This window comes from Hyphomicrobium sp. (genome assembly GCF_036780825.1).
Classification (GTDB): Bacteria; Pseudomonadota; Alphaproteobacteria; order Rhizobiales; family Hyphomicrobiaceae; genus Hyphomicrobium_C.
The window spans coordinates 1-17,715 of the sequence record NZ_DAIQCD010000021.1; the positions used below are offsets into that span (position 1 = coordinate 1).

Consider the following 17,715-nt stretch of genomic DNA (forward strand, 5'->3'; position numbering starts at 1 on the left):
TATTAAAGGTTAGGGAGCGCAATGGTTCATTTCGGTTGAATTTGGTCTCTTTATTCATCCGATTATTTTCATTGCCGCCTTTCACCGGAAAACCAAACGGTTCTCCGGAAACAATAAAAAGTGGGCCGAGCGGTTTCTCATTTCCGCCAAGGTCCTCTTTGCCCGGACGCAGCTGCGTTTCTAGGGAGGGAGACGGCGTCATGGCTCTCAGCTGTGCCGATGGCCGAAAGACCGGCCGACACTCTGCGCGCTCGCACGCACTGGGCGCACGTTCCGCATACGCCGCGCCAAGCACCATGACGCAGCCGTTCGCGCTCGCCGAACGCCCTCCTTCACAACAAAAATAACGGCCGCAGCCAGGAGCGCGGCACCCGATACGTCGAATGAAATAGAGCGAACTCAATCGCTCAATATACGGCAAGGGAGGAAAAACTGTCTGAGGCACCCATTCTCGAGCTCCGCAACGTCACGAGGAAATTCGGCGGCCTGACTGCGGTCGACGATCTCTCCTTTTCCGTTCGGCGCAACAGCATCCATGGCCTGATCGGGCCGAACGGGGCGGGCAAGACAACCACGTTCAGCCTGATCAGCGGCTATTACAAACCAACAAGCGGAAGCATCTTCTACGAGGGCGCGGACGTCTCGGGCGTCAAAACGAGCCACCTCGCGCAGCGCGGCCTCGTCCGCACCTTCCAGGGCACCACGCTCTTTCACGAGTTTAGCGTCTTCGAGAACGTCCGGATCGGGTGCCATCGCGCCGCGCGGTCCGGGCTCCTTTCGCGCATTACAGGCTCCGATGCGGCTCTCGAGCGCGAGGCCAATCGGCGGGCTCAGGAAGCGCTCGAGCTGTTCGATCTCGGGCCCTACGCCGACGAGCCCACATCGCGGCTTCCACACGGGCACCAGCGTGCGCTCGGCATGGCTGTGGCGTTCGCGGCCGCGCCCACGCTGATCCTGCTCGACGAGCCGTTCACCGGCATGAACCCCGAAGAGACGCGCCGCATGATGCAGCACGTGCGGCGCGTGCGCGACGAGCACGGCATCACCGTCATGCTGGTCGAGCACGACATGCAGGCCGTGATGGGATTGTGCGAGCAGATCACGGTCATGAACTTCGGACAGCGCCTGACGGAAGGGTGCCCCGACGAGGTGCGGACCGACAAGCGCGTGATCGAGGCCTATCTGGGACGTGAAGACGATGCTGCTTGAGTTCCACGACATCCACGTCCACTACCAGAAGGTCGCGGCGCTCAAGGGCGTGAGCATATCGGTTCCGGCCGGCGGCATCGTTACCATCGTCGGCGCCAACGGGGCCGGCAAGAGCACGACGCTGCGCTGCATCTCCGGCCTCGTGCGCCCGTCCAAGGGCGAGATCCGCTTCAATGGCGAGCGCATCGATCAACTGCCGCCCGAAAAGATCGTCGCACGCGGCATCGCGCACGTGCCCGAGGGGCGGCGCATCTTCCCCGACCTCACCGTCGAGGAGAACCTGCGCATCGGGGCGTTCCTGCGCACCGACACGGACGGGATCGAGCGCGATCTCGAAAACATCTTCGAGCGCTTCCCTCGCCTGAGAGAGCGGCGGACCCAATGGGCGCGCAGCATGTCGGGCGGCGAGCAGCAGATGGTCGCCATCGGACGCGCGATGATGTCCGGGCCGAAGCTGCTCCTGCTCGACGAGCCGTCGATGGGCCTCTCGCCCGTCATGGTGCAGGAGATGGCGCGCATCATCTCCGACATCTCCGCCGCCGGCGTGCCGGTCATCCTCGTGGAGCAGAACGCGGGCCTCGCGCTCAAGCTCGCCTCCTACGCCTATGTGCTCGAGATCGGCAGCATCGCGCTCGAGGGCGCGGCGGCGGAGCTCAGGTCCAACGATCATGTGCGGAGGGCCTACCTTGGAGGATGAGGCACGGATCGTCCGCGAATTGATCGCCGGCGGCTGGAGCGACGCCGATCTCGAATGGGAGCGCCTGAGCCTGCAGGCGCTTTCAGATCTCGGCGAAGGCCGCGAGCAGGACGCGTTCGCGGCCATACGCGAAGCGCTCTATCTGGCCCGCACCTACTTCGCCTCCGGCGATCCCCGGCTCGCCGCAAGCCTGACCAGCCAGGCGGCCGCACTGGCCGCCGCGGACCCGAGCGCGGCCGTCGATGTCGTCGTAGGGGCCGCCAAGCAAGCCTGGCAGGACTGCGAAGACGCTCTCGAGAAAATGAGCCCGCCGCAACGAGCGCGCTCCTCGCTCTTTCATCTGCGCATGGAATATCGCCACCGCGCGACCTACGCCGAACGCTGGCGCGACGAGAACCGAAGGCAGCTTTCCGAGCTGCGCACATGCCTCGCAAGGGTGGAGACGCCGGTGGTGATCGAACGGGCCGAGGCGCGCGAGCGCATCGCGCATTGGACGCGCGAGCGCCCGACAAACCTCGACGACGGGGGACGGCTGCTCGCCGCATTCGTCCTCCTGGCCGCAAGGCCAGCTCACGGTGCTCCACGTCCGGAAGACAACGCAGGCCTGCGCTGAGACGGGGAGGAAAGACGAACGCGCGTGCAGGCCTTGTTCTGAAAACGACAATCATAAAGCAGCGGGAACGCCGGAGACGAACATCTCCATACGCAAGACCCGCGCACTAGCGGAGGAAACTGCGATGACGACTGAAACCAAGTTCCAAATAAGCAGAAGGTCGCTGCTTGCCAGCACCGCCGTCTCGGCGCTGCTGCCGGTGGTCGGCTTTCCACGGGTGTCGCTGGCGGCGCAAGACGTCGTCAAAATCGGCTTTCTCGCCCCCCTCACCGGCCCTGTCGCGGCATGGGGCAAACCGGGCCTCGACGGCTGCCACATCTGGGCCGACTGGGTGAACGCCGCGGGCGGCCTCGAGATCGGCGGCAAAGCCTACAAGGTCGAGATGGTCTCCTACGACGACGAGGACGACGCGGGCAAGGCACGCGTCGGCGCCACCAAGCTCATCCGCGAGAACGATGTCAAGTTCATCATGATGCTCGGCGGCAACTCCTGGCCCGGCGTCGAGGAGATCTCCGCACGCCAGGGCATGCTGTTCTCGACGCTGCTCCCGAGCGATCTTTCTCCGGACACCAAGTCCCTTATCGCGCCCTGCGAGGTGCATCCGATCTATAACGTCACCGGCGTCGACTGGCTCGCCGCCAACAAGCCGGAGCTCAAGACAGCCGTCGTCTGCGCGCAGGACGACGCGCTCGGCAAGCCGTCGGTCGCCACCTATCTCGCGGCCTTCGAGGCTGCCGGCATCAAGATGGCGAGCCCGCCGCTGTTCTTCGATCCCGACACGAAGGACTTCGCCCCGGTGATGACGCAGCTCCTGGCCAACAAGCCGGACATTCTGTGTCTCGACACCTGCTATGCCGACTACGTGCACCCGCTCATCGAGCAGGCCTTTCAGCAGGGCTACAAGGGGCAGATCATCTCCTGCACGCTCGACTTCTACCAGCGGCTCGTCGAGCGGACGTCGAAGGAGTTCATGGAAGGCGTGATCTTCCAGTTCCCCGACTTCGACGATCCAGCTCTCAACGATCCGCGCATCAACTTCCGCGAACCGAACAAGTTCTACGCCGAATACGTGAAGCGCTATGGCGCCACCGAATGGTCGGCCGTGTCGTGGGAATACTCGTCGATCCTCGACCTGTGGGCGGACGCGGCACAACGGGCCGGCAGCGTCGAGCCGGCCGCCGTCCTCGCCGCCATGAAGGAGGGCGGCAAGGGCAAACACGCCTTCGGCGAAGCGCGCTGGTGGGGCAAGGAACTGTTCGGCATCGACAACGCGCTCGTCGGCGAATGGCCCGTGGTGGTGATCCGCGACGGCAAGGCGACCATTGCCGAGTTCCGCTCCATCACGGACTGGTGGGACAAGAACAGCGAGCTGATGGTGAAGCACATGACCGATCTCGGCCAGATGTGGAGCCAGCGCACCTGAGCGGCGCCCGGGGCCGGGTACGCGTATCCGGCCTCTCCTGATCCATGGCTGCAAACGGGGAGCGATAAGAAGCGCCGATGTCAGGTTTCCTACTTCAAACTGTCTTCAATGCGTCCTACGCCGCAAGCTACATGGCGCTGATCGCCGTCGGCCTCGTGCTGATTTTCGGCGTCATGGGCGTCATCAATTTCGCCCATGGCGAGCTCTACATGGCAGGCGCCTATACCGTCGTCTTCCTCTATGCGGGCTTCGGCTGGCCATTTCTCGTCGCCATCGCGGCGGGCCTCGTCTTCGTCGGGTGCCTCGGCATTCTGATGGAGCTCACCCTCTTCCAGCCTCTGCGAACAAACCCGCTAGGTGGGCTGATCGCTTCAATCGGCTTCCTGCTGATGATGCAGTCGCTCGCCGTCCTGGGTTTCGGGCTTCGCAACCAGCACATCCCGCCGGTGTCCCAGGGCGGCATAACTTTGGGAGACGCGTTCCTCACTTATGAGCGGCTTTTCGTGATCGTTGCCGCCATCGGTCTCCTCGGATCGCTTTGGATCTTCCTCAGGCGCAGCAAGTTCGGCTGGGCGCTCCGCGCCTGCGCACAGGATCGGGAGGCCGCAACGCTGCAAGGCATCTCGATCAACCAGACGGCGCGCTACGCGATGTTCATCGGCGCAGGCCTCGCCGGCGTGGCGGGTGCACTAACGGCGCCGCTCGTGCCGCCCTCTCCCTACATGGGGCACACCGTGATCGTCACCGCCTTCATCATCATCATCGTCGGCGGGATCGGAAGTCTCGAGGGTGCGGTGGTCGCCGCCATCCTCTACGCCTTCGTCCATACCTTCGTCACGACGTTCTACGACGGCGTCATCGCCAACATCGTCGGTCTTTTGCTCATGCTCGCGGTTCTCGTCGTCAAGCCGCAGGGCCTTTTCGGAGTACGGGAACGTGCTTGAGAAGAACTCGATCGGCCCCATGGGCCTTCTTGCCATCCTCGTGCTCGGGGCCCTCATCATCGCGGCGCCGCATCTCCTGAGTTTCTCGCAACAGGAGCTGCTGGTTCTTCTCACCATCAACGTTCTTGTGGTGGCGAGTTACAGGCTTTTGACGCTCACCGGCGAATGGTCCCTCGCGCACGTGGTGATGATGGGCGTGGGCGCCTACGGCAGCGCGCTTTGCGCGAAGAGCCTCGGCTTTCCGGTGCCCATCGCCATGATCGCGGGCGCCCTGGTGGCCGGCGCGACGGCCGGCCTCCTGAGCTTCCCGCTCTTCCGCATGAAGGGCTTCTACTTCCTGATCGGCTCGTTCGCCGCCGGCGAAGTGATCCGGCTCATGTGGAAGCGTTTCACCGACCCCTTCGGCGGGCCCAAGGGCATCCAGCGCATTCCGGGCTTTCCGGAAATCGATCTCGGGTTCGTGCGCATCGATTTCTTCGATCCCGCGAACTACTATTATTTGGCACTCATCGTCGTACTCGTCTCGCTATGGGTGCTCTACCGGGTCGAGAGATCGCGCATCGGGCTCACGTTCCATGCGATCCACTGGCAGGACAAGCTGGCGGAATCGGTGGGCGTCGATACCTTCCGTTACCGGATGCTGGCCTTTGTCATTGCGTCCTTCTTCGCCGGACTCGCGGGCGCGCTCTATGCGCACTACCTCGTCACCGTGAACCCCAACCAGTTCAACGTCGACACCATGGTCTACGTGCTGATCTGGGCCATCGTCGGGGGCACGACACGCTGGTATGGGCCGATCCTCGGTGTGGTCATCCTGACCTTCATCGACGAGATCATCCTGCGCTCGCTCGGTGCCGATCAGATCCGGCCGCTCCTCTACGGCGGTATCCTGATTCTCTCCATCCTGTTCCTGCCGCAGGGGCTCGAGAGCCTTGTCATCAGGGCTCAAGAGGCCTGGCGCGGGCGGAGCGCAAGCGAGAATGGGGTCGCGCCGGCCGCCTCGGCGACGGAACCGCGCTCATAGCCAAACCAGAGCCATTCCTCCCTGGCTCGTAAGCCGGATGGAATGGCTCTGGCGCTCTCTCCAGCGCCTCTCGATCCGAGAGGATCGCATGCTCCCAGACATCGAACGCGGATCGTTACGACGGGCCGCGCTTTTGCATTCGTTGGGCATTTCCCGATGTCGCCTGCGAGCAGGTTTCTTTCATAGCGCGCTGGCCCGTTTGCACATCGGCCGCCGGAAGAGTGGCGGCCGCTCCAGAGCCGTTCCGCTTTAGGTGGAATCGGGGAACGGCTCTAAGTTTTTTGCTTCTTCGTGCTTCTTATCGGACACCTAGCTTGCATGGCTCCGCCATGACCGGATCCCACTTTTCCGGACGTACTCTAACAGCCCAAGCCAAGTTGCGACCGGCGCGAGCAACGCGCCTTTTGATCCCGCACCCCTTCCTGCTCAGGCTCGCAAAAAAGAAAGAGCACGGCCGCATGTGCGACCGTGCTCCAGTTCGTACCGGAAGGAGAAGGAGGGGGAGGCCTCAGGCAGGTGCCCAAGGACTCCGCGGCACGAATATTTAGCCGATGACTTCGCGATCCGTGATCTTGGGGAAGGTCTCGTGACCCCAGACCTGACGCTCGCGGATCCACGGCTGCGCCCGCTGCGGGTTCTTGGATTCGAATTCCCGGGCAATGCGGTGACCTTCGAAGATGGCCTGTGCGATCAGCCCCGGCGCGTAGCAGTCGCCGGCCTGATAGATCGCCTGCACTTCCTTCTTCTCCCACTCGGACCGGCGAGCGGAGAGCTCGCGCCAGAGGCTGTCGTTGCAGATGCGGCCCGTCGCCACGACGATGGTGTCGAACGGCAACTCGACCACATCCGTCCCGGCGCGACGCGGCAGATCGCCAGTCTTCGGCCCTGCGTTGCGCTTGTAGCCATCGCGGTAGAGATAGTAGGCGGTCGCCTTGCCCGGCTCCACTTTCTCCAGCCAGTGGCTCGTGATCTCGTGAATTCCCTTCTCGTACATCATGCGATGCAGGTTCGGGGCCTCGAGCGTGAAGTGCGTGTAGGGAGCGATACCGCCAAGAGCCGTCAGGATCTTCACCTTCTTGCCTCGGTCGGCAAGGTACTCGGCGAGCGAGACGCCGGTGAAGTAGCCGTCTCCGTCGATGACGAGGACGTTGTCGCCGACCGGCTTGTTCTCCATCAGGAGTTGCTCGGGCGTGCAGACGTATGGCAGCGACGCATCGATGCCCGCAACCGGCGAGTGATTGACGAAGTTGTTGCCGTTGGTTGCCCAATGAGACCCCGTCGCCAGCACCACCTTGTCGGCACCGTAATCGAGGATCTGGTCGGCGGTCATCTTGCCGACACCGACATGCACGTCCACGTTCTTAAGCTTGTCGAGCTGCACCTGACGGTAGGTTACGACGCGACCCCACTCGGCAAGGCCCGGATACTTCACGACCTTGCGGATACGCCCGCCGATTTCACCCTCCGCCTCGCGCAGGTGCACGTCGTAGCCGCGCTCACCGAGCACGCGCGCGCACTCCATACCGGCCGGACCCGCGCCGACAACGAGGACCGAGCTCTTGGATGGGGTCTTCGTAAACTTTTCGGGATGCCAGCCGCGGCGATACTCTTCGTTGGCAGTGGCGTTTTGCGTGCAGATCATCGGCGGGCCGCCGATCTCCCAGCGGGAGATGCACACGTTGCAGCCGATGCACTCGCGGATGTCCTCGTAACGGCCTTGCTCAATCTTGCTTGGAATGAAGGGATCGGCGATCGACGGCCGGGCGAAACCGAGAATGTCGAGCCGGCCCTCGTGGATGCGGGCCGCCATGTCGTCCGGGCTCGTCTCACGGCTGACGCCGAGAACCGGCACCTTGGCCGCCTTCTTGGCGCCGTCCGTCCAATTGCGCTGGTGGCCCGCCTTGTAGAAGCGAGAGGGACCGGCGTCCTCGCCCCATTCTGCGATATCGCCGACGTTGAGATCCCAAAGATCTACGACACCCTCGCGGCCCGCCAACTCGACGAACTTCACGCCCTCGTCGAGAGCTTCGACGCCATCGACGCCATACAGCGTGTCGACAGCAAAGCGCGCGGCGATCGCCGCCTCGTGGCCGACGGCGGCCTTCACCTTACCCAGGGTCTCGATCCAGAAGCGGGCGCGGTTCTCGAACGAGCCGCCGTAGCCATCCGTGCGCTTGTTGTAGAATTTGGAGAGGAACTGCAGCGGCAGGTAGCTGTGTGCGCCATAGACGTAGACGATGTCGAATCCGGCCCGCACGGCGCGCTTGGCTGCTTCGACGTAGAGGTTCTGCAGGTGGTTGATGTCGTCGACATCGGCCTCATGGCAGTAGCTCAGGTATTCGAACTCGGAGGCCTGGGCCGAGGGACCGTAGGGAACGGCGCGCGATTCCATGCACGGCGCGTGGGCACCGCCGTACCAAAGCTCGATGCCGGCGAGCGCGCCATGCTTATGCAGGCTGTCGGTCATATGCCGGAGATTGATGACGTCGCCCTCGTCCCAGATGCGGGCCGAGACGCGGTGGCAGTCATCTGATTCCGGTGAAATGGAGCAGTATTCGGTGCACACCGCGCCCCAGCCGCCCTCGGCTTTCATGCCGCGGTGGCCGGCCTGCGTACCCGGCTTCTCGGACCCAGCGCCGATGCAATGGGGCACCTGATAAAAGCGATTTTTCATTGTCTTAGGGCCGATCTGGATCGGCTCAAAGAGAATGTCGTGTTTTGGGTTTCTCGCCATTTAGAATCCTCCCGACTGCTATGGAATTATGTTTTTGCGCAAAATGGACCATTGCGAACCATTTTGGTCCATTATTGTGTTATTTTTTATTTTATAGTTCTAAGGAATTGGCTTGCGCAACCTTCTTTTTTATACTGGCAAAACTTTTTAGGAGGAAAATGATGTGATTTTGCGGCGCAAGATCAGTATCTTCGATACATATGGCACCCAAATCGGCGCAAGCCTCCTCGCAGTATCAGCGGCTTATAATGGGTCTAATATGGTTCATTATGGTATTGATTTGTACATTGGCTGATTTATTTTGGCAGTGCAGCGAGGATGGAAACCGGCGGACCCAGCGCCGGCCAGCAACCGCCGAGGCGTGGGGATTGACGTGCAAGAGAACGGACACTGCATCCGTCTCCGCTCAGCGGCACGGGCAAGCCAGGTGCAAGGGAGCCCACGCCGAAAGCTGGACCAAGTTCGGAGGAGGAGCACAATGACGGCCCCACACACGTGAGAGCAAAGGGCCGTCGTTTTCCGCGTCAGACTCCGTCAGAGAGCCGGCGCGCAACCGTCATCGAAGTCAGGGAGGGATGACAAACATGGCTCACGACAGCGCGAACGATGCTCCCCCGTGGGAGCAGGACACCCACAATCATCCGCTGATCAAGGGGCGCGTGAAGGTTGCCGCGTGCGAGATATTCAATCAGATCCTGGCCGGCCAATACTCCTACGGCACGCGCCTCTCCGCGGAGCGCGAACTCGCCAACGAGCTCAAGGTCTCGCGGCTGGTCATTCGCCAGGCGATCGATTTTCTCGAAACGTACGACGTCGTGAAAAGACGCCCCAACAGCGGCACCTTCGTCACCTATCGCGCCTCCCCGCAGAGGCCCGAGGTTCGAAACGGCATGCACGCGCAGTCAAGCTACGTGGCCGACGTCAACTCGATCATCAAGTCGGCCTCGCCATTTGAAATGAACGTGATGTGCTCGATTCTCGAGCCCGAGATGGTCAGGCTCGCCGCCCTCTACATGTCGGTCCGCGACCTCGAGGATCTCCATTCCATTTTGGAGGAGATCGAGAGCATCGTGACGGACGCCGAGCTGTTTGCCGAGAAGGAGAAGCTGTTCATGACGGCGATTGCGGAAGGAACGCATAACCGCCTCATGATCACCATCTACCGGATCATCACGATGGTGAGGCGCCAGCCGCAATGGTGCATGACGCGCGTCCAGACGCTGACGCCGGAGCGAATTGCCGAGTGCCAAGCGAGGTTCCGGTCGATCTACCAGGCTCTGGCCAATCGCGACATCGAAAGTGCGGTGGAATTCATGAAGCTCATCATCGTGAGCTACCAGGACGACCTACTGAGCTCGTGATCGCAGGGCGTAAGCACTCTAGCGGCTCGACACGAGCCTCTGCTCGCGCTGGTCCCACATGAGGCCGAGGGCGCGCATGTGCCGAATGAGTATCGGGCCGTTCCGCTCCCACCAGTCGAGCGTCGACCCGAACTCCACGATGCGGGCCCGGCCATCCCGGATTACGACGACCGGCCAGTCGCCGACGAGAGCATTGTCGACGCCGAACAGCTCGCGCCCCCACCAATGCGCCTCGCCGAACACATGCTTGCCCCTGCCTCCGACCTTCATCATGGCCAGGACCGTTTGCGGGTCGCACGTGCGCGCACGCACGACCGCCGATTTCCACATTTCGAGGATGGATGCGTATTCCCACGACACGGCGCTCCACGTTCCAGGAAAGCGCCTGCAGAACTCCTCGTAAAACCTCCGGGGATCGGCGAAATTTATTCTCGGCGCAGCGAGCAGCGGATCGTCGAAATCTGGGAACTGGAAGACGAACCTGCTCATGAATTCCGGGCTCGTTTTTCTTACGAGCTCCGGGTAGTCGTCGCAGGTGCAGGAGATGATACGCCCTGTAAAACCGTGGCGGAAGGCCTCGATCGTGATGGCGTGGACGAAGGGCGTATAGGCAGTGTCCAGGCAGAGGATGTCCGGCTTCCGCGCGAGAAGATCGGCGACGATGGATGAGAAATCCGTGGTCTCGACGGGGAAGAACCGCTCTCCAACACAGCGGATCCCTTCAGCCTCGAACGCCGCGCGGTAGGTCGCGATGGACGGCAGGGTCTGCGCATCGTTCTGGGTGCACAACGCATAGGTCTGGAGCGAAGGGTCGCTGCGAGCAAGCCAGGAGACACCCGTTACGTTGTAGATCGGATGAACCTCGCAGGGCGCCAGAAGCGTGCGCGCATCGGGCGAAAGATCGCTCGGAAAAAGCGTCGTCACGAGCGATTTGCGCTCGTTGATGAAATCCCGGAGCGGACGCGAGAAATCCCGCGCCCCGAGCATGATGAGCAACTGGATGTCGTGGTCTACGTAAAGACGGCGAGCGCCCTCGAGCGCCTTCTCGTGGTTGAATTCCGTATCGAACGGAATGATGTCCACCGCGTAGTGCCGGTCGCCGACCTTGAGGCCGCCGCGGGCGTTGAGCCATTCCTTCCATATGATGCAGCCATGATAGCCCGGCTCGCCCCAGGATTTCAGTGGCCCCGAGAGGGGGGCAAGAAAGCCGACATGCAAAACACCCTTTTGGGCTACGGACTGGCGAGGAAGGACGAGCGACAGGGTGGAGGTGAGCGGGCTTCTGAATCGCATGGGGCTGGGTCGCACTTATCGAGCAGGTGAGCCTGATCCGGTGGTGACATGATGCCCATCAAGGGAGCGGGGTCTCAATCGTCGTGCACACCTCTTTGAACCGGCGATCAAAGGCCGCGCCCGCACCGCTTCAGCGCTTGAGCGACCTTTATCATCCTCCGGCGCGACCGGCCACAGAAACACGCCGGGCCATCCGGGCCATCGCCCCAACCATAAGGCATAAAGAAAGGCCCCACGCTTTATGGGACCTTTCTATTGTTCAATCCTGCTCAAGCAGGAGAACGACCTTGTCGTCGTCAGGATCAACGATCGCGATCTGATCCTCAACAACGAAATAGCGGCAGGCGCCGAGCTTACCCACACGCTCGACCACAGGATTGGGGAACGCCTGCAGCTTGATATCGTGGGGCACATCCCAGCCGACCGCCACGCCAGAGACGTCCACCTCATCCATGATCCGGACGGACTGGAGAATGGCGGTTCGATCTCCGTCGCTCAGTGTGAGATCCGCGGCGCAAGCGCCGCCACCACGCGTGTCGCTAGCGTGGGTCCTGCCGCCCGACGCCGGAAGAACAGCAACGATCTCATACGTATCCGGATCGCAGATCACATAGTCGTCCTCGACATAGGCGACCAGATAGCCGCGATACTCCGGCACAATCGCGATCACGGCAGCGGGAATGGGCGCAAACGCCCATCCGCGCGGCGCATGAGCGCCAACACGGATGTCGATGTCGACCTTTGTCTCATGCTTCAGATCGTGATCGGAGCGGAATGCCGATTGCACACGGTCGCGTTTCTCGCCCGAGAGCTGGACATTCTTGGCCTCACCCTTTCTCTCGCCCGCGTCGCCCTTCTCCGAAGCCCGCTTTCGCGCCTCACCTTTGGATTCGGCTTCGTTCTTTGATTCGCCTGTGCGCCGCTCGTCCTTCCGCTGGGCGTCGTTCTTACCATCGCGGTCGGAACGGTCAGCATTCTTGCGATCTCGTGTTTCAGCGTCGCGCGTAGACTTCGCATCAGACTTGTCATTGCTGCGCTCGGCCGCACGATCCGGCCGTTCGTCACTATGTTTCTGGCCAGGTTCGTGACGTCTCGTCCGATCGGATTTTTCGGAGTCGACTCGTCGATTTCCCTGGTCTGATTTCTCTTGGGCTTTGCGTTCGCTCGCATCAGTGGGCATTCCTTCGCGTTCCCCGCGGGCACCATCGCGGGAGTGTTCCGTCGGCGCCGCGTCGCTAGCGGGCGCGCGCTCAAGGTCTTGCGATCCGGATTTTTGTTTATCGTTCATGTCCTGCGCCGATACGCAGAGCGTTCCGGCCAGCAGCCAAGCGGCCACGAGGCCGAATGATTGCAGCTTCATCATCGAGCTCCTTTTTTATCCGCACTTCATCCGCTGGCCGGCACAACGGGATTGTTCCCTAAGCGGGCGAGAGCCAGGCGGGTTCCATGTTCGTTTCCAGACGCACGCGAGGCGGCTCCTTCGCTCCGGCGGCATGTGGAACGCTCGTCGCCGGCATACGTTGTGCGACCGAGGTCGGGGCGTTATCCGCCTTACAGGGAAGCGATGATCATGAAAGCCGTAGCAATCGCCCTCGTGGCCATGAGCGCCACATCCACCTTGGCCTTCGCCCAGGACGCCTACATCGTGGATGAGGATGACACGTACGTGGACTCCCCCGATCTTTATGCAGATCCGGATCCTGATCTTGCTGTCGGAACTCGGGTTTATGGTTGGACGGAAACCAGACCGGACGACTGCGGCACGTTCAAATACTGGAACGGCGACTATTGCGCCGACGCCCGCTTTGAACCACCCCGGACCGAACCCGCGGAGTAAGCCGCCGCTGCGTGAATGAGGTTGGCGGGCGCCGCACGGGGTCTCGCCGCTGCAATGATGAAGCGAAAGTAGGAACAGAAGGCCGCCAGGTGGGGGGATGGTGGCCTTTTGGCCTCGGTCCCTGCAATGGCTGGCTGGGGCGGGAGGGTTCGAACCTCCGCATGGCGGAATCAAAATCCGCTGCCTTACCACTTGGCTACGCCCCAATGGAAAGGGCCGTCCTACACGCTGTCGCGCGGGCTCGCAAGTCGGCTCGGCTGCGTCACGGGTGTTCTCCGCTTGACGCCGGACGACGGCAAAGAAAAAGCGCAACGGTCGCTTGCCCTCTCCCGGCGCGGTCGCTATAAGTCCGCCTCGTCCCCCGGCCCCACTCAGCAGCCGGGGGCTTCTTTAAGCCGTCGAGGACATTCAGTCGGGCGGAGCGTAGCGCAGCCTGGTAGCGCACTTGCTTCGGGAGCAAGGGGTCGGGAGTTCGAATCTCCCCGCTCCGACCAATGTCCTCAATCGGCACGGAACGTATCAGCCGACAATTTGGCACGCAGACCGCGGGAGACTTAATTCCGTGGCGGCGCGGGCTTTGCAGCCCGCGCGGATCAGGTCAACAGCACCCCTACTTCTTCTGCATGGTCTGCATCGCTTCCCCAACCAGTCGGCCAAGCTCCTGGGCCTGCAGGGCATAGGCTTGCATCTGCTGCTGCGCAAAGCGGCTCTGGTGGGCCAGGATTTCGGGGATGTCCTTGGCGCTCGCGAGATCGCTCGCCAACGCGAAGGCCGCCTCCGCATTCTGCTTCGCGAACTTGGTGGCGCGATCCTGCACCGCCCTGAAGCCCGCCGACATGTCGTTGGCCGGCAGAGACTTGGTCCAAAAGCTCATCGCCTGCGTCATCGCATCCATGAACTGGCCATAGGCCGCCCGGGCCTGGTCGACGTTCTTCTCGGCGAGATCGCGCACCTGCTGGGGAATTTCGAATGGATTCTGGGACATGAGCTTCTCCGGCTTTGGCTCCACGTCGGGGGGACCTCTTATTGGTAACGCCTAATGGCCCCCGCGCATACCGGCTTCTTCAGAGGCCGGCTCAGGCGTCATGGACTAGGTCACTCGGGAAGCGGGATGAATTCCTCTGCATCGGTTGGAACCGGAGAGAATCGGCGCGCCTTCCAGTCGGCCTTGGCCGCCCTGATGCGGTCTTTCGATGAGGAAACGAAGTTCCACCAGATGTGGCGCGGTCCGTCCATCGGTTCGCCGCCAAGCAGCATCAGACGGGCCGCGGATGTGGCGAGGATCGAGATGCGATCGCCGGGGCGGAAGACCAGAAGGCGGCCTGCACCGAACACATCGCCGGCGATGTCGATCTCTCCCGATGCGATATAGACGGCCCGCTCGTCATACTCGGGATCGAGCGGCAACACGGCGCCAGGGGCCAGGACCGCCTCGGCATAGAAGCAATCGTGCGGAAATTCGGCGGGCGAGCGGGCTCCATAAAGGGAGCCCATGACGAGGCGAACCCTCTTGCCCTCCCCTGTTATACGGGGAAGAGCCGCCGCGTCGTAATGGGTGAACGCGGGCGCGCCCTCCTCATGCGACTTGGGAAGCGCCGCCCAAGCCTGGATGCCGTAGAGGCTCGAGAGCGCAGCGCGTGCCTCCATGGTCGAACGCTCGGAATGGACGATGCCGCTGCCGGCCGACATGAGATTTAGCTCGCCAGGCTTGATTGCGCGCTCGGTGCCGAGACTATCACGATGCATCAGCTCGCCGGCAAAAAGGTAAGTGACGGTCGCAAGGCCGATGTGGGGATGCGGGCGCACATCGATGCCGTTGCGGATCAGGAATTCCGCCGGTCCCATCTGATCGAAGAAAATGAACGGACCGACCATCTGCTTGCCCGCGGCAGGCAGGGCGCGGCGCACAGCGAAACCGCCGATGTCGCGCGCACGCGGCACGATGATCTGCTCGATCGCATCGCACGCGGCCGCGTCGCCGGGCTTCGGATCGTCACAAGGCTGCCAGCTCATGGGGATGCTCCTCCGGGCGCGCCAATGTTCCCTCTTGCCTGACCCCCGCCCCAGGCTACCGTGGCGACAGATAGGACCCTGATGCGGAGACCACAAGACGACATGACGAATGAAGATTTGACCGCTTGGATCGATAGTGCGGCCGCCAACCTCGGCCTCGATATCGCACCCGAGTGGAAGCCGAACGTGGCAGCGTTTCTTCAGGTTGCGCGTACCATGGCCGGCCTCGTCGAAGGCACTGGAGCGGCAACCATCTCAGAGGCCGCGCCGATCTTCACGCCCCGTTGCACCGAATGACCCCTGCCGCGCTAAGAGGGGCGCGCGAGATCGCCCAGGCTGTGACGCGCGGGGATGCGTCAGCCAAAGACGTTGCACAGGCCGCGCTCGCGGCCATAGACGCCCGCGACGGCGAGATCGGCGCCTTCACCGACATCACGCGTGAGCGGGCGCTTTCCGAAGCGGATGCCGTCGATCGCGCGCGGGACGCGGGCGAGCCGCTCGGTCCGCTCCTGGGCGTGCCCTATGCGGTGAAGAACCTCTTCGGTGTCACCGGCCTTCCGACCCGGGCCGGATCGAAGATCAATGCCACCTATCCGCCTGCCATCGAGGACGCGCTCCTCGTCCAGCGAATGCGGGCCGCGGGAGCCGTGCTGCTCGGCGCGCTCAACATGGGCGAATATGCCTACGACTTCACGGGCGAGAACGCGCACTATGGCCCGTCACGCAATCCGCTCGACCCATCGCGCATGGCGGGCGGCTCCTCGGGCGGCTCGGCAGCAGCGGTGGCAGCGGGCTTCGTGCCAATTTCGCTCGGCTCGGACACCAACGGCTCGATCCGGGTGCCGGCGGCCTTCTGCGGCCTCTATGGCCTGAAACCGACCTACGGCCGCCTGCCACGCACCGGCACCTTTCCGTTCTGTGACAGCCTCGACCATCTCGGGCCCTTCGCACGCTCCGTCGCCGACCTCGCGCTCGTCTACGACGTCCTTCAGGGTCACGATGCTTCGGATCCCGTATGCGCGCGGCGCCCGATCGAAATGCTGGGATCCGAGATCGCCAAGGGACGGGATGGCCTGCGCATCGCGGTGGCGGGCGGCTACTTCCGCGCCGACGCAGAGCCGGGCGCCCTGGCGGCGCTCGATCGCGCGGCGAAAGCCCTCGACGCCGATGACGAGGTGGATATCCCGCGCGCCGCCGAGGCCCGCGCCGCCGCATTCCTGATCACCAACGCGGAAGGCAGCGCGCTTCATCTCGAAAGGCTGCGCGCATGCCCGGCCGATTTCGATCCCGATACGCGTGACCGCTTCCTCGCCGGCGCCATGCTGCCCGCATCCTGGTATGTCGCGGCACAGCGCTTCCGGCGCGTATTCGAGGCGGCGATGGCCGACCTGTTCGCGAGCTGGGACGTCATCCTCGCCCCGGCCGCGCCGACGAGCGCGCCGCGGATCGGCCAGAAGACGATCTCTATCGGCGGCAAGGACGTGCCGCTGCGCGCGCACATGGGCATCTACACTCAGCCGATCTCGTTTGTCGGCCTGCCAGTTGCGGCCGTCCCAGTGCGCGCTCCAGGCGCGATGCCCTATGGCGTGCAGGTGATCGCGGCTCCGTGGCGTGAGGATCATTGCCTGCGCGTCGCTGCCGCGCTCGAAGCAGCCGGCCTCAACGCGGCGTAGCCTCGCCGGAGAGCGCGGGGCTCAACGGTGCGCGCCGCACGCGGCGCAGGCTCGGCGACGGCGGTGCGCCGAAGGCCTGCCGGAAGGCCCGCGCGAAATGCGCCTGATCGAAAAATCCGGCGCGATGGGCGGCGTCCGTAAAGCTATGGCCGGCGACGATCCATCCGATGGCCGTCCGGAGGCGCTGCCACGTGCGGAAGCGGCGGAAAGGAACGCCGATCTCGCGCGTGAAGAGGTGCTGGAAACGCGATGGCGATAGGCCCGCCTTGCCCGCCATGTGCATCACGCCAGCCTCGTCCTCCGAGGCGGACGCCAACGATGCCACCGCGCATGCGATGCGCGGATCAAGGGCGTGTTCTCTTCCCGTCTTCGCAAACGTCAGAAGGCTGTCGATGGCGGCGCTCGTCCAACCGGCGCTGTCCCGCGCCTCGTAGATCTCGCGGATCGGCGCGATCTCGCCCTTGCCGCCAATCAGCGCTCCATCGCACTCCTCGGAGCCCGCAACGAGCGGGGCGAGCGCGTGAACGCCGGCTTCATCCGGCTCGAGATAGAGCACCGCCAGCGGCTCGTCAGCAGCGTCGAATTCGTAGGCACGGCCTGCCGGGATGACGGCCGTCCGGCAGGGTCGCCACGCGCCGCCCGCGATCCGGAGCCGGAACGGTGCGTAGAGGCCGGCGAGATAGACGGGCACGCTGTGGGCATGCGGGGCGTTGTAGCCGAGCGGCCCGGCGAACAGCGACCGGCCAGCATCGAGATGCCAGACGGGAAGCGGCCCGGCCGCGGGGTCGGAAGCGGAGGGATCCGCACGCGCCCCGGCGCATCTGGCAACACGTTCGTACAAGCGCGAACCGCCTCCAACCGCTAACGTCAGCCCTTACGCATAGCAAACGGGGA

Annotated in this window: 17 protein-coding genes, 2 tRNA genes and 1 pseudogene; 12 read left to right on the top strand and 8 right to left on the bottom strand. The window is 63.4% G+C overall.

The genetic code is table 11. The features are described 5' to 3' along the window. Positions 1-202: hypothetical protein (locus V7P99_RS09895; protein WP_333794650.1), on the bottom strand; the 202-nt coding region annotated here is incomplete at its 3' end. A 341-nt stretch (positions 203-543) separates the two neighbouring features. Here V7P99_RS09895 and V7P99_RS09900 point away from each other — a divergent pair. From V7P99_RS09900 to V7P99_RS09930, 7 genes and pseudogenes are all read left to right on the top strand, one after another. Further along, a pseudogene (locus V7P99_RS09900) lies at positions 544-912 on the top strand (ATP-binding cassette domain-containing protein); the annotation flags it as partial. A gap of 6 nt (positions 913-918) precedes the next feature. Further along, entirely contained in the window at positions 919-1,209 is a 291-nt protein-coding gene (locus tag V7P99_RS09905; RefSeq protein WP_333794651.1) for a hypothetical protein, read from the top strand. After that, positions 1,202-1,906, top strand: a complete 705-nt coding sequence (locus V7P99_RS09910) for an ABC transporter ATP-binding protein (protein ID WP_333794689.1) — start codon at positions 1,202-1,204, stop codon at positions 1,904-1,906. Before V7P99_RS09905 ends, V7P99_RS09910 begins: the two co-directional genes overlap by 8 nt. Next, positions 1,896-2,519, top strand: a complete 624-nt coding sequence (locus V7P99_RS09915) for a hypothetical protein (protein WP_333794652.1) — start codon at positions 1,896-1,898, stop codon at positions 2,517-2,519. The genes V7P99_RS09910 and V7P99_RS09915 overlap by 11 nt, the downstream gene beginning before the upstream one ends. Before the next feature lie 124 nt (positions 2,520-2,643). Continuing rightward, positions 2,644-3,942, top strand: a complete 1,299-nt coding sequence (locus V7P99_RS09920) for an ABC transporter substrate-binding protein (RefSeq protein WP_333794653.1) — start codon at positions 2,644-2,646, stop codon at positions 3,940-3,942. A 77-nt stretch (positions 3,943-4,019) separates the two neighbouring features. After that, positions 4,020-4,886 (top strand): branched-chain amino acid ABC transporter permease, encoded by an 867-nt coding sequence (locus tag V7P99_RS09925; protein ID WP_333794654.1) that lies wholly within the window; start codon positions 4,020-4,022, stop codon positions 4,884-4,886. Beyond that, positions 4,879-5,910, top strand: coding sequence for a branched-chain amino acid ABC transporter permease (locus V7P99_RS09930; RefSeq protein ID WP_333794655.1), 1,032 nt, complete (start codon positions 4,879-4,881; stop codon positions 5,908-5,910). The genes V7P99_RS09925 and V7P99_RS09930 overlap by 8 nt, the downstream gene beginning before the upstream one ends. Positions 5,911-6,454: 544 nt before the next feature. Here the strand turns inward: V7P99_RS09930 and V7P99_RS09935 are convergent. After that, a complete protein-coding gene (locus V7P99_RS09935; RefSeq protein WP_333794656.1) occupies positions 6,455-8,644 on the bottom strand; it encodes an oxidoreductase in 2,190 nt (729 codons plus the stop codon). 584 nt (positions 8,645-9,228) lie between these two features. Here V7P99_RS09935 and V7P99_RS09940 point away from each other — a divergent pair. After that, entirely contained in the window at positions 9,229-10,005 is a 777-nt protein-coding gene (locus tag V7P99_RS09940) for a FadR/GntR family transcriptional regulator (RefSeq protein ID WP_333794657.1), read from the top strand. Positions 10,006-10,023: 18 nt separating this feature from the next. Here the strand turns inward: V7P99_RS09940 and V7P99_RS09945 are convergent, their stop codons facing one another. Together V7P99_RS09945 and V7P99_RS09950 are read right to left on the bottom strand one after the other, a co-directional pair. After that, positions 10,024-11,298 (bottom strand): ABC transporter substrate-binding protein, encoded by a 1,275-nt coding sequence (locus tag V7P99_RS09945; protein WP_333794658.1) that lies wholly within the window; start codon positions 11,296-11,298, stop codon positions 10,024-10,026. A 259-nt stretch (positions 11,299-11,557) separates the two neighbouring features. After that, on the bottom strand, positions 11,558-12,661 hold the full coding sequence (locus V7P99_RS09950) for a DUF1236 domain-containing protein (protein WP_333794659.1): 1,104 nt from the start codon (positions 12,659-12,661) through the stop codon (positions 11,558-11,560). Positions 12,662-12,868: 207 nt separating this feature from the next. Between V7P99_RS09950 and V7P99_RS09955 the strand changes: the two genes are divergently transcribed. Next, a complete protein-coding gene (locus tag V7P99_RS09955; protein WP_333794660.1) occupies positions 12,869-13,135 on the top strand; it encodes a hypothetical protein in 267 nt (88 codons plus the stop codon). A 131-nt stretch (positions 13,136-13,266) separates the two neighbouring features. On the opposite strand, the gene V7P99_RS09960 is transcribed toward V7P99_RS09955, so the two are convergent. Further along, positions 13,267-13,341 (bottom strand) — tRNA-Gln (locus V7P99_RS09960). 211 nt (positions 13,342-13,552) lie between these two features. Between V7P99_RS09960 and V7P99_RS09965 the strand changes: the two genes are divergently transcribed. Beyond that, a tRNA-Pro gene (locus tag V7P99_RS09965) sits at positions 13,553-13,629 on the top strand. Between the two features lie 116 nt (positions 13,630-13,745). Here V7P99_RS09965 and V7P99_RS09970 read toward each other — a convergent pair. Together V7P99_RS09970 and V7P99_RS09975 are read right to left on the bottom strand one after the other, a co-directional pair. Further along, the gene (locus V7P99_RS09970) at positions 13,746-14,120 is read right to left on the bottom strand and encodes a phasin family protein (protein ID WP_333794661.1); all 375 of its coding nucleotides are present in this window, start codon (positions 14,118-14,120) and stop codon (positions 13,746-13,748) included. 110 nt (positions 14,121-14,230) lie between these two features. Further along, entirely contained in the window at positions 14,231-15,148 is a 918-nt protein-coding gene (locus tag V7P99_RS09975; RefSeq protein WP_333794662.1) for a pirin family protein, read from the bottom strand. A gap of 102 nt (positions 15,149-15,250) precedes the next feature. Here V7P99_RS09975 and V7P99_RS09980 point away from each other — a divergent pair, with 102 nt between their 5' ends. Together V7P99_RS09980 and V7P99_RS09985 are read left to right on the top strand one after the other, a co-directional pair. After that, entirely contained in the window at positions 15,251-15,445 is a 195-nt protein-coding gene (locus tag V7P99_RS09980; RefSeq protein ID WP_333794663.1) for a DUF4089 domain-containing protein, read from the top strand. Continuing rightward, a complete protein-coding gene (locus V7P99_RS09985; RefSeq protein ID WP_333794664.1) occupies positions 15,442-16,821 on the top strand; it encodes an AtzE family amidohydrolase in 1,380 nt (459 codons plus the stop codon). Before V7P99_RS09980 ends, V7P99_RS09985 begins: the two co-directional genes overlap by 4 nt. On the opposite strand, the gene V7P99_RS09990 is transcribed toward V7P99_RS09985, so the two are convergent. Next, on the bottom strand, positions 16,808-17,662 hold the full coding sequence (locus V7P99_RS09990) for a helix-turn-helix transcriptional regulator (protein ID WP_333794665.1): 855 nt from the start codon (positions 17,660-17,662) through the stop codon (positions 16,808-16,810). The genes V7P99_RS09985 and V7P99_RS09990 overlap by 14 nt on opposite strands. Between the last annotated feature and the right edge of the window lie 53 nt (positions 17,663-17,715).

Excerpts from the sequence above, each read along its gene's own strand:
- V7P99_RS09955 (WP_333794660.1), top strand. The coding sequence starts at position 12,869 with ATGAAAGCCGTAGCAATCGCCCTCGTGGCCATGAGCGCCACATCCACC.
- V7P99_RS09975 (WP_333794662.1), bottom strand. The coding sequence starts at position 15,148 with ATGAGCTGGCAGCCTTGTGACGATCCGAAGCCCGGCGACGCGGCCGCG.
- V7P99_RS09925 (WP_333794654.1), top strand. The coding sequence starts at position 4,020 with ATGTCAGGTTTCCTACTTCAAACTGTCTTCAATGCGTCCTACGCCGCA.
- V7P99_RS09940 (WP_333794657.1), top strand. The coding sequence starts at position 9,229 with ATGGCTCACGACAGCGCGAACGATGCTCCCCCGTGGGAGCAGGACACC.
- V7P99_RS09920 (WP_333794653.1), top strand. The coding sequence starts at position 2,644 with ATGACGACTGAAACCAAGTTCCAAATAAGCAGAAGGTCGCTGCTTGCC.
- V7P99_RS09985 (WP_333794664.1), top strand. The coding sequence starts at position 15,442 with ATGACCCCTGCCGCGCTAAGAGGGGCGCGCGAGATCGCCCAGGCTGTG.
- V7P99_RS09905 (WP_333794651.1), top strand. The coding sequence starts at position 919 with ATGGCTGTGGCGTTCGCGGCCGCGCCCACGCTGATCCTGCTCGACGAG.
- V7P99_RS09945 (WP_333794658.1), bottom strand. The coding sequence starts at position 11,298 with ATGCGATTCAGAAGCCCGCTCACCTCCACCCTGTCGCTCGTCCTTCCT.
- V7P99_RS09950 (WP_333794659.1), bottom strand. The coding sequence starts at position 12,661 with ATGATGAAGCTGCAATCATTCGGCCTCGTGGCCGCTTGGCTGCTGGCC.
- V7P99_RS09980 (WP_333794663.1), top strand. The coding sequence starts at position 15,251 with ATGACGAATGAAGATTTGACCGCTTGGATCGATAGTGCGGCCGCCAAC.
- V7P99_RS09935 (WP_333794656.1), bottom strand. The coding sequence starts at position 8,644 with ATGGCGAGAAACCCAAAACACGACATTCTCTTTGAGCCGATCCAGATC.
- V7P99_RS09970 (WP_333794661.1), bottom strand. The coding sequence starts at position 14,120 with ATGTCCCAGAATCCATTCGAAATTCCCCAGCAGGTGCGCGATCTCGCC.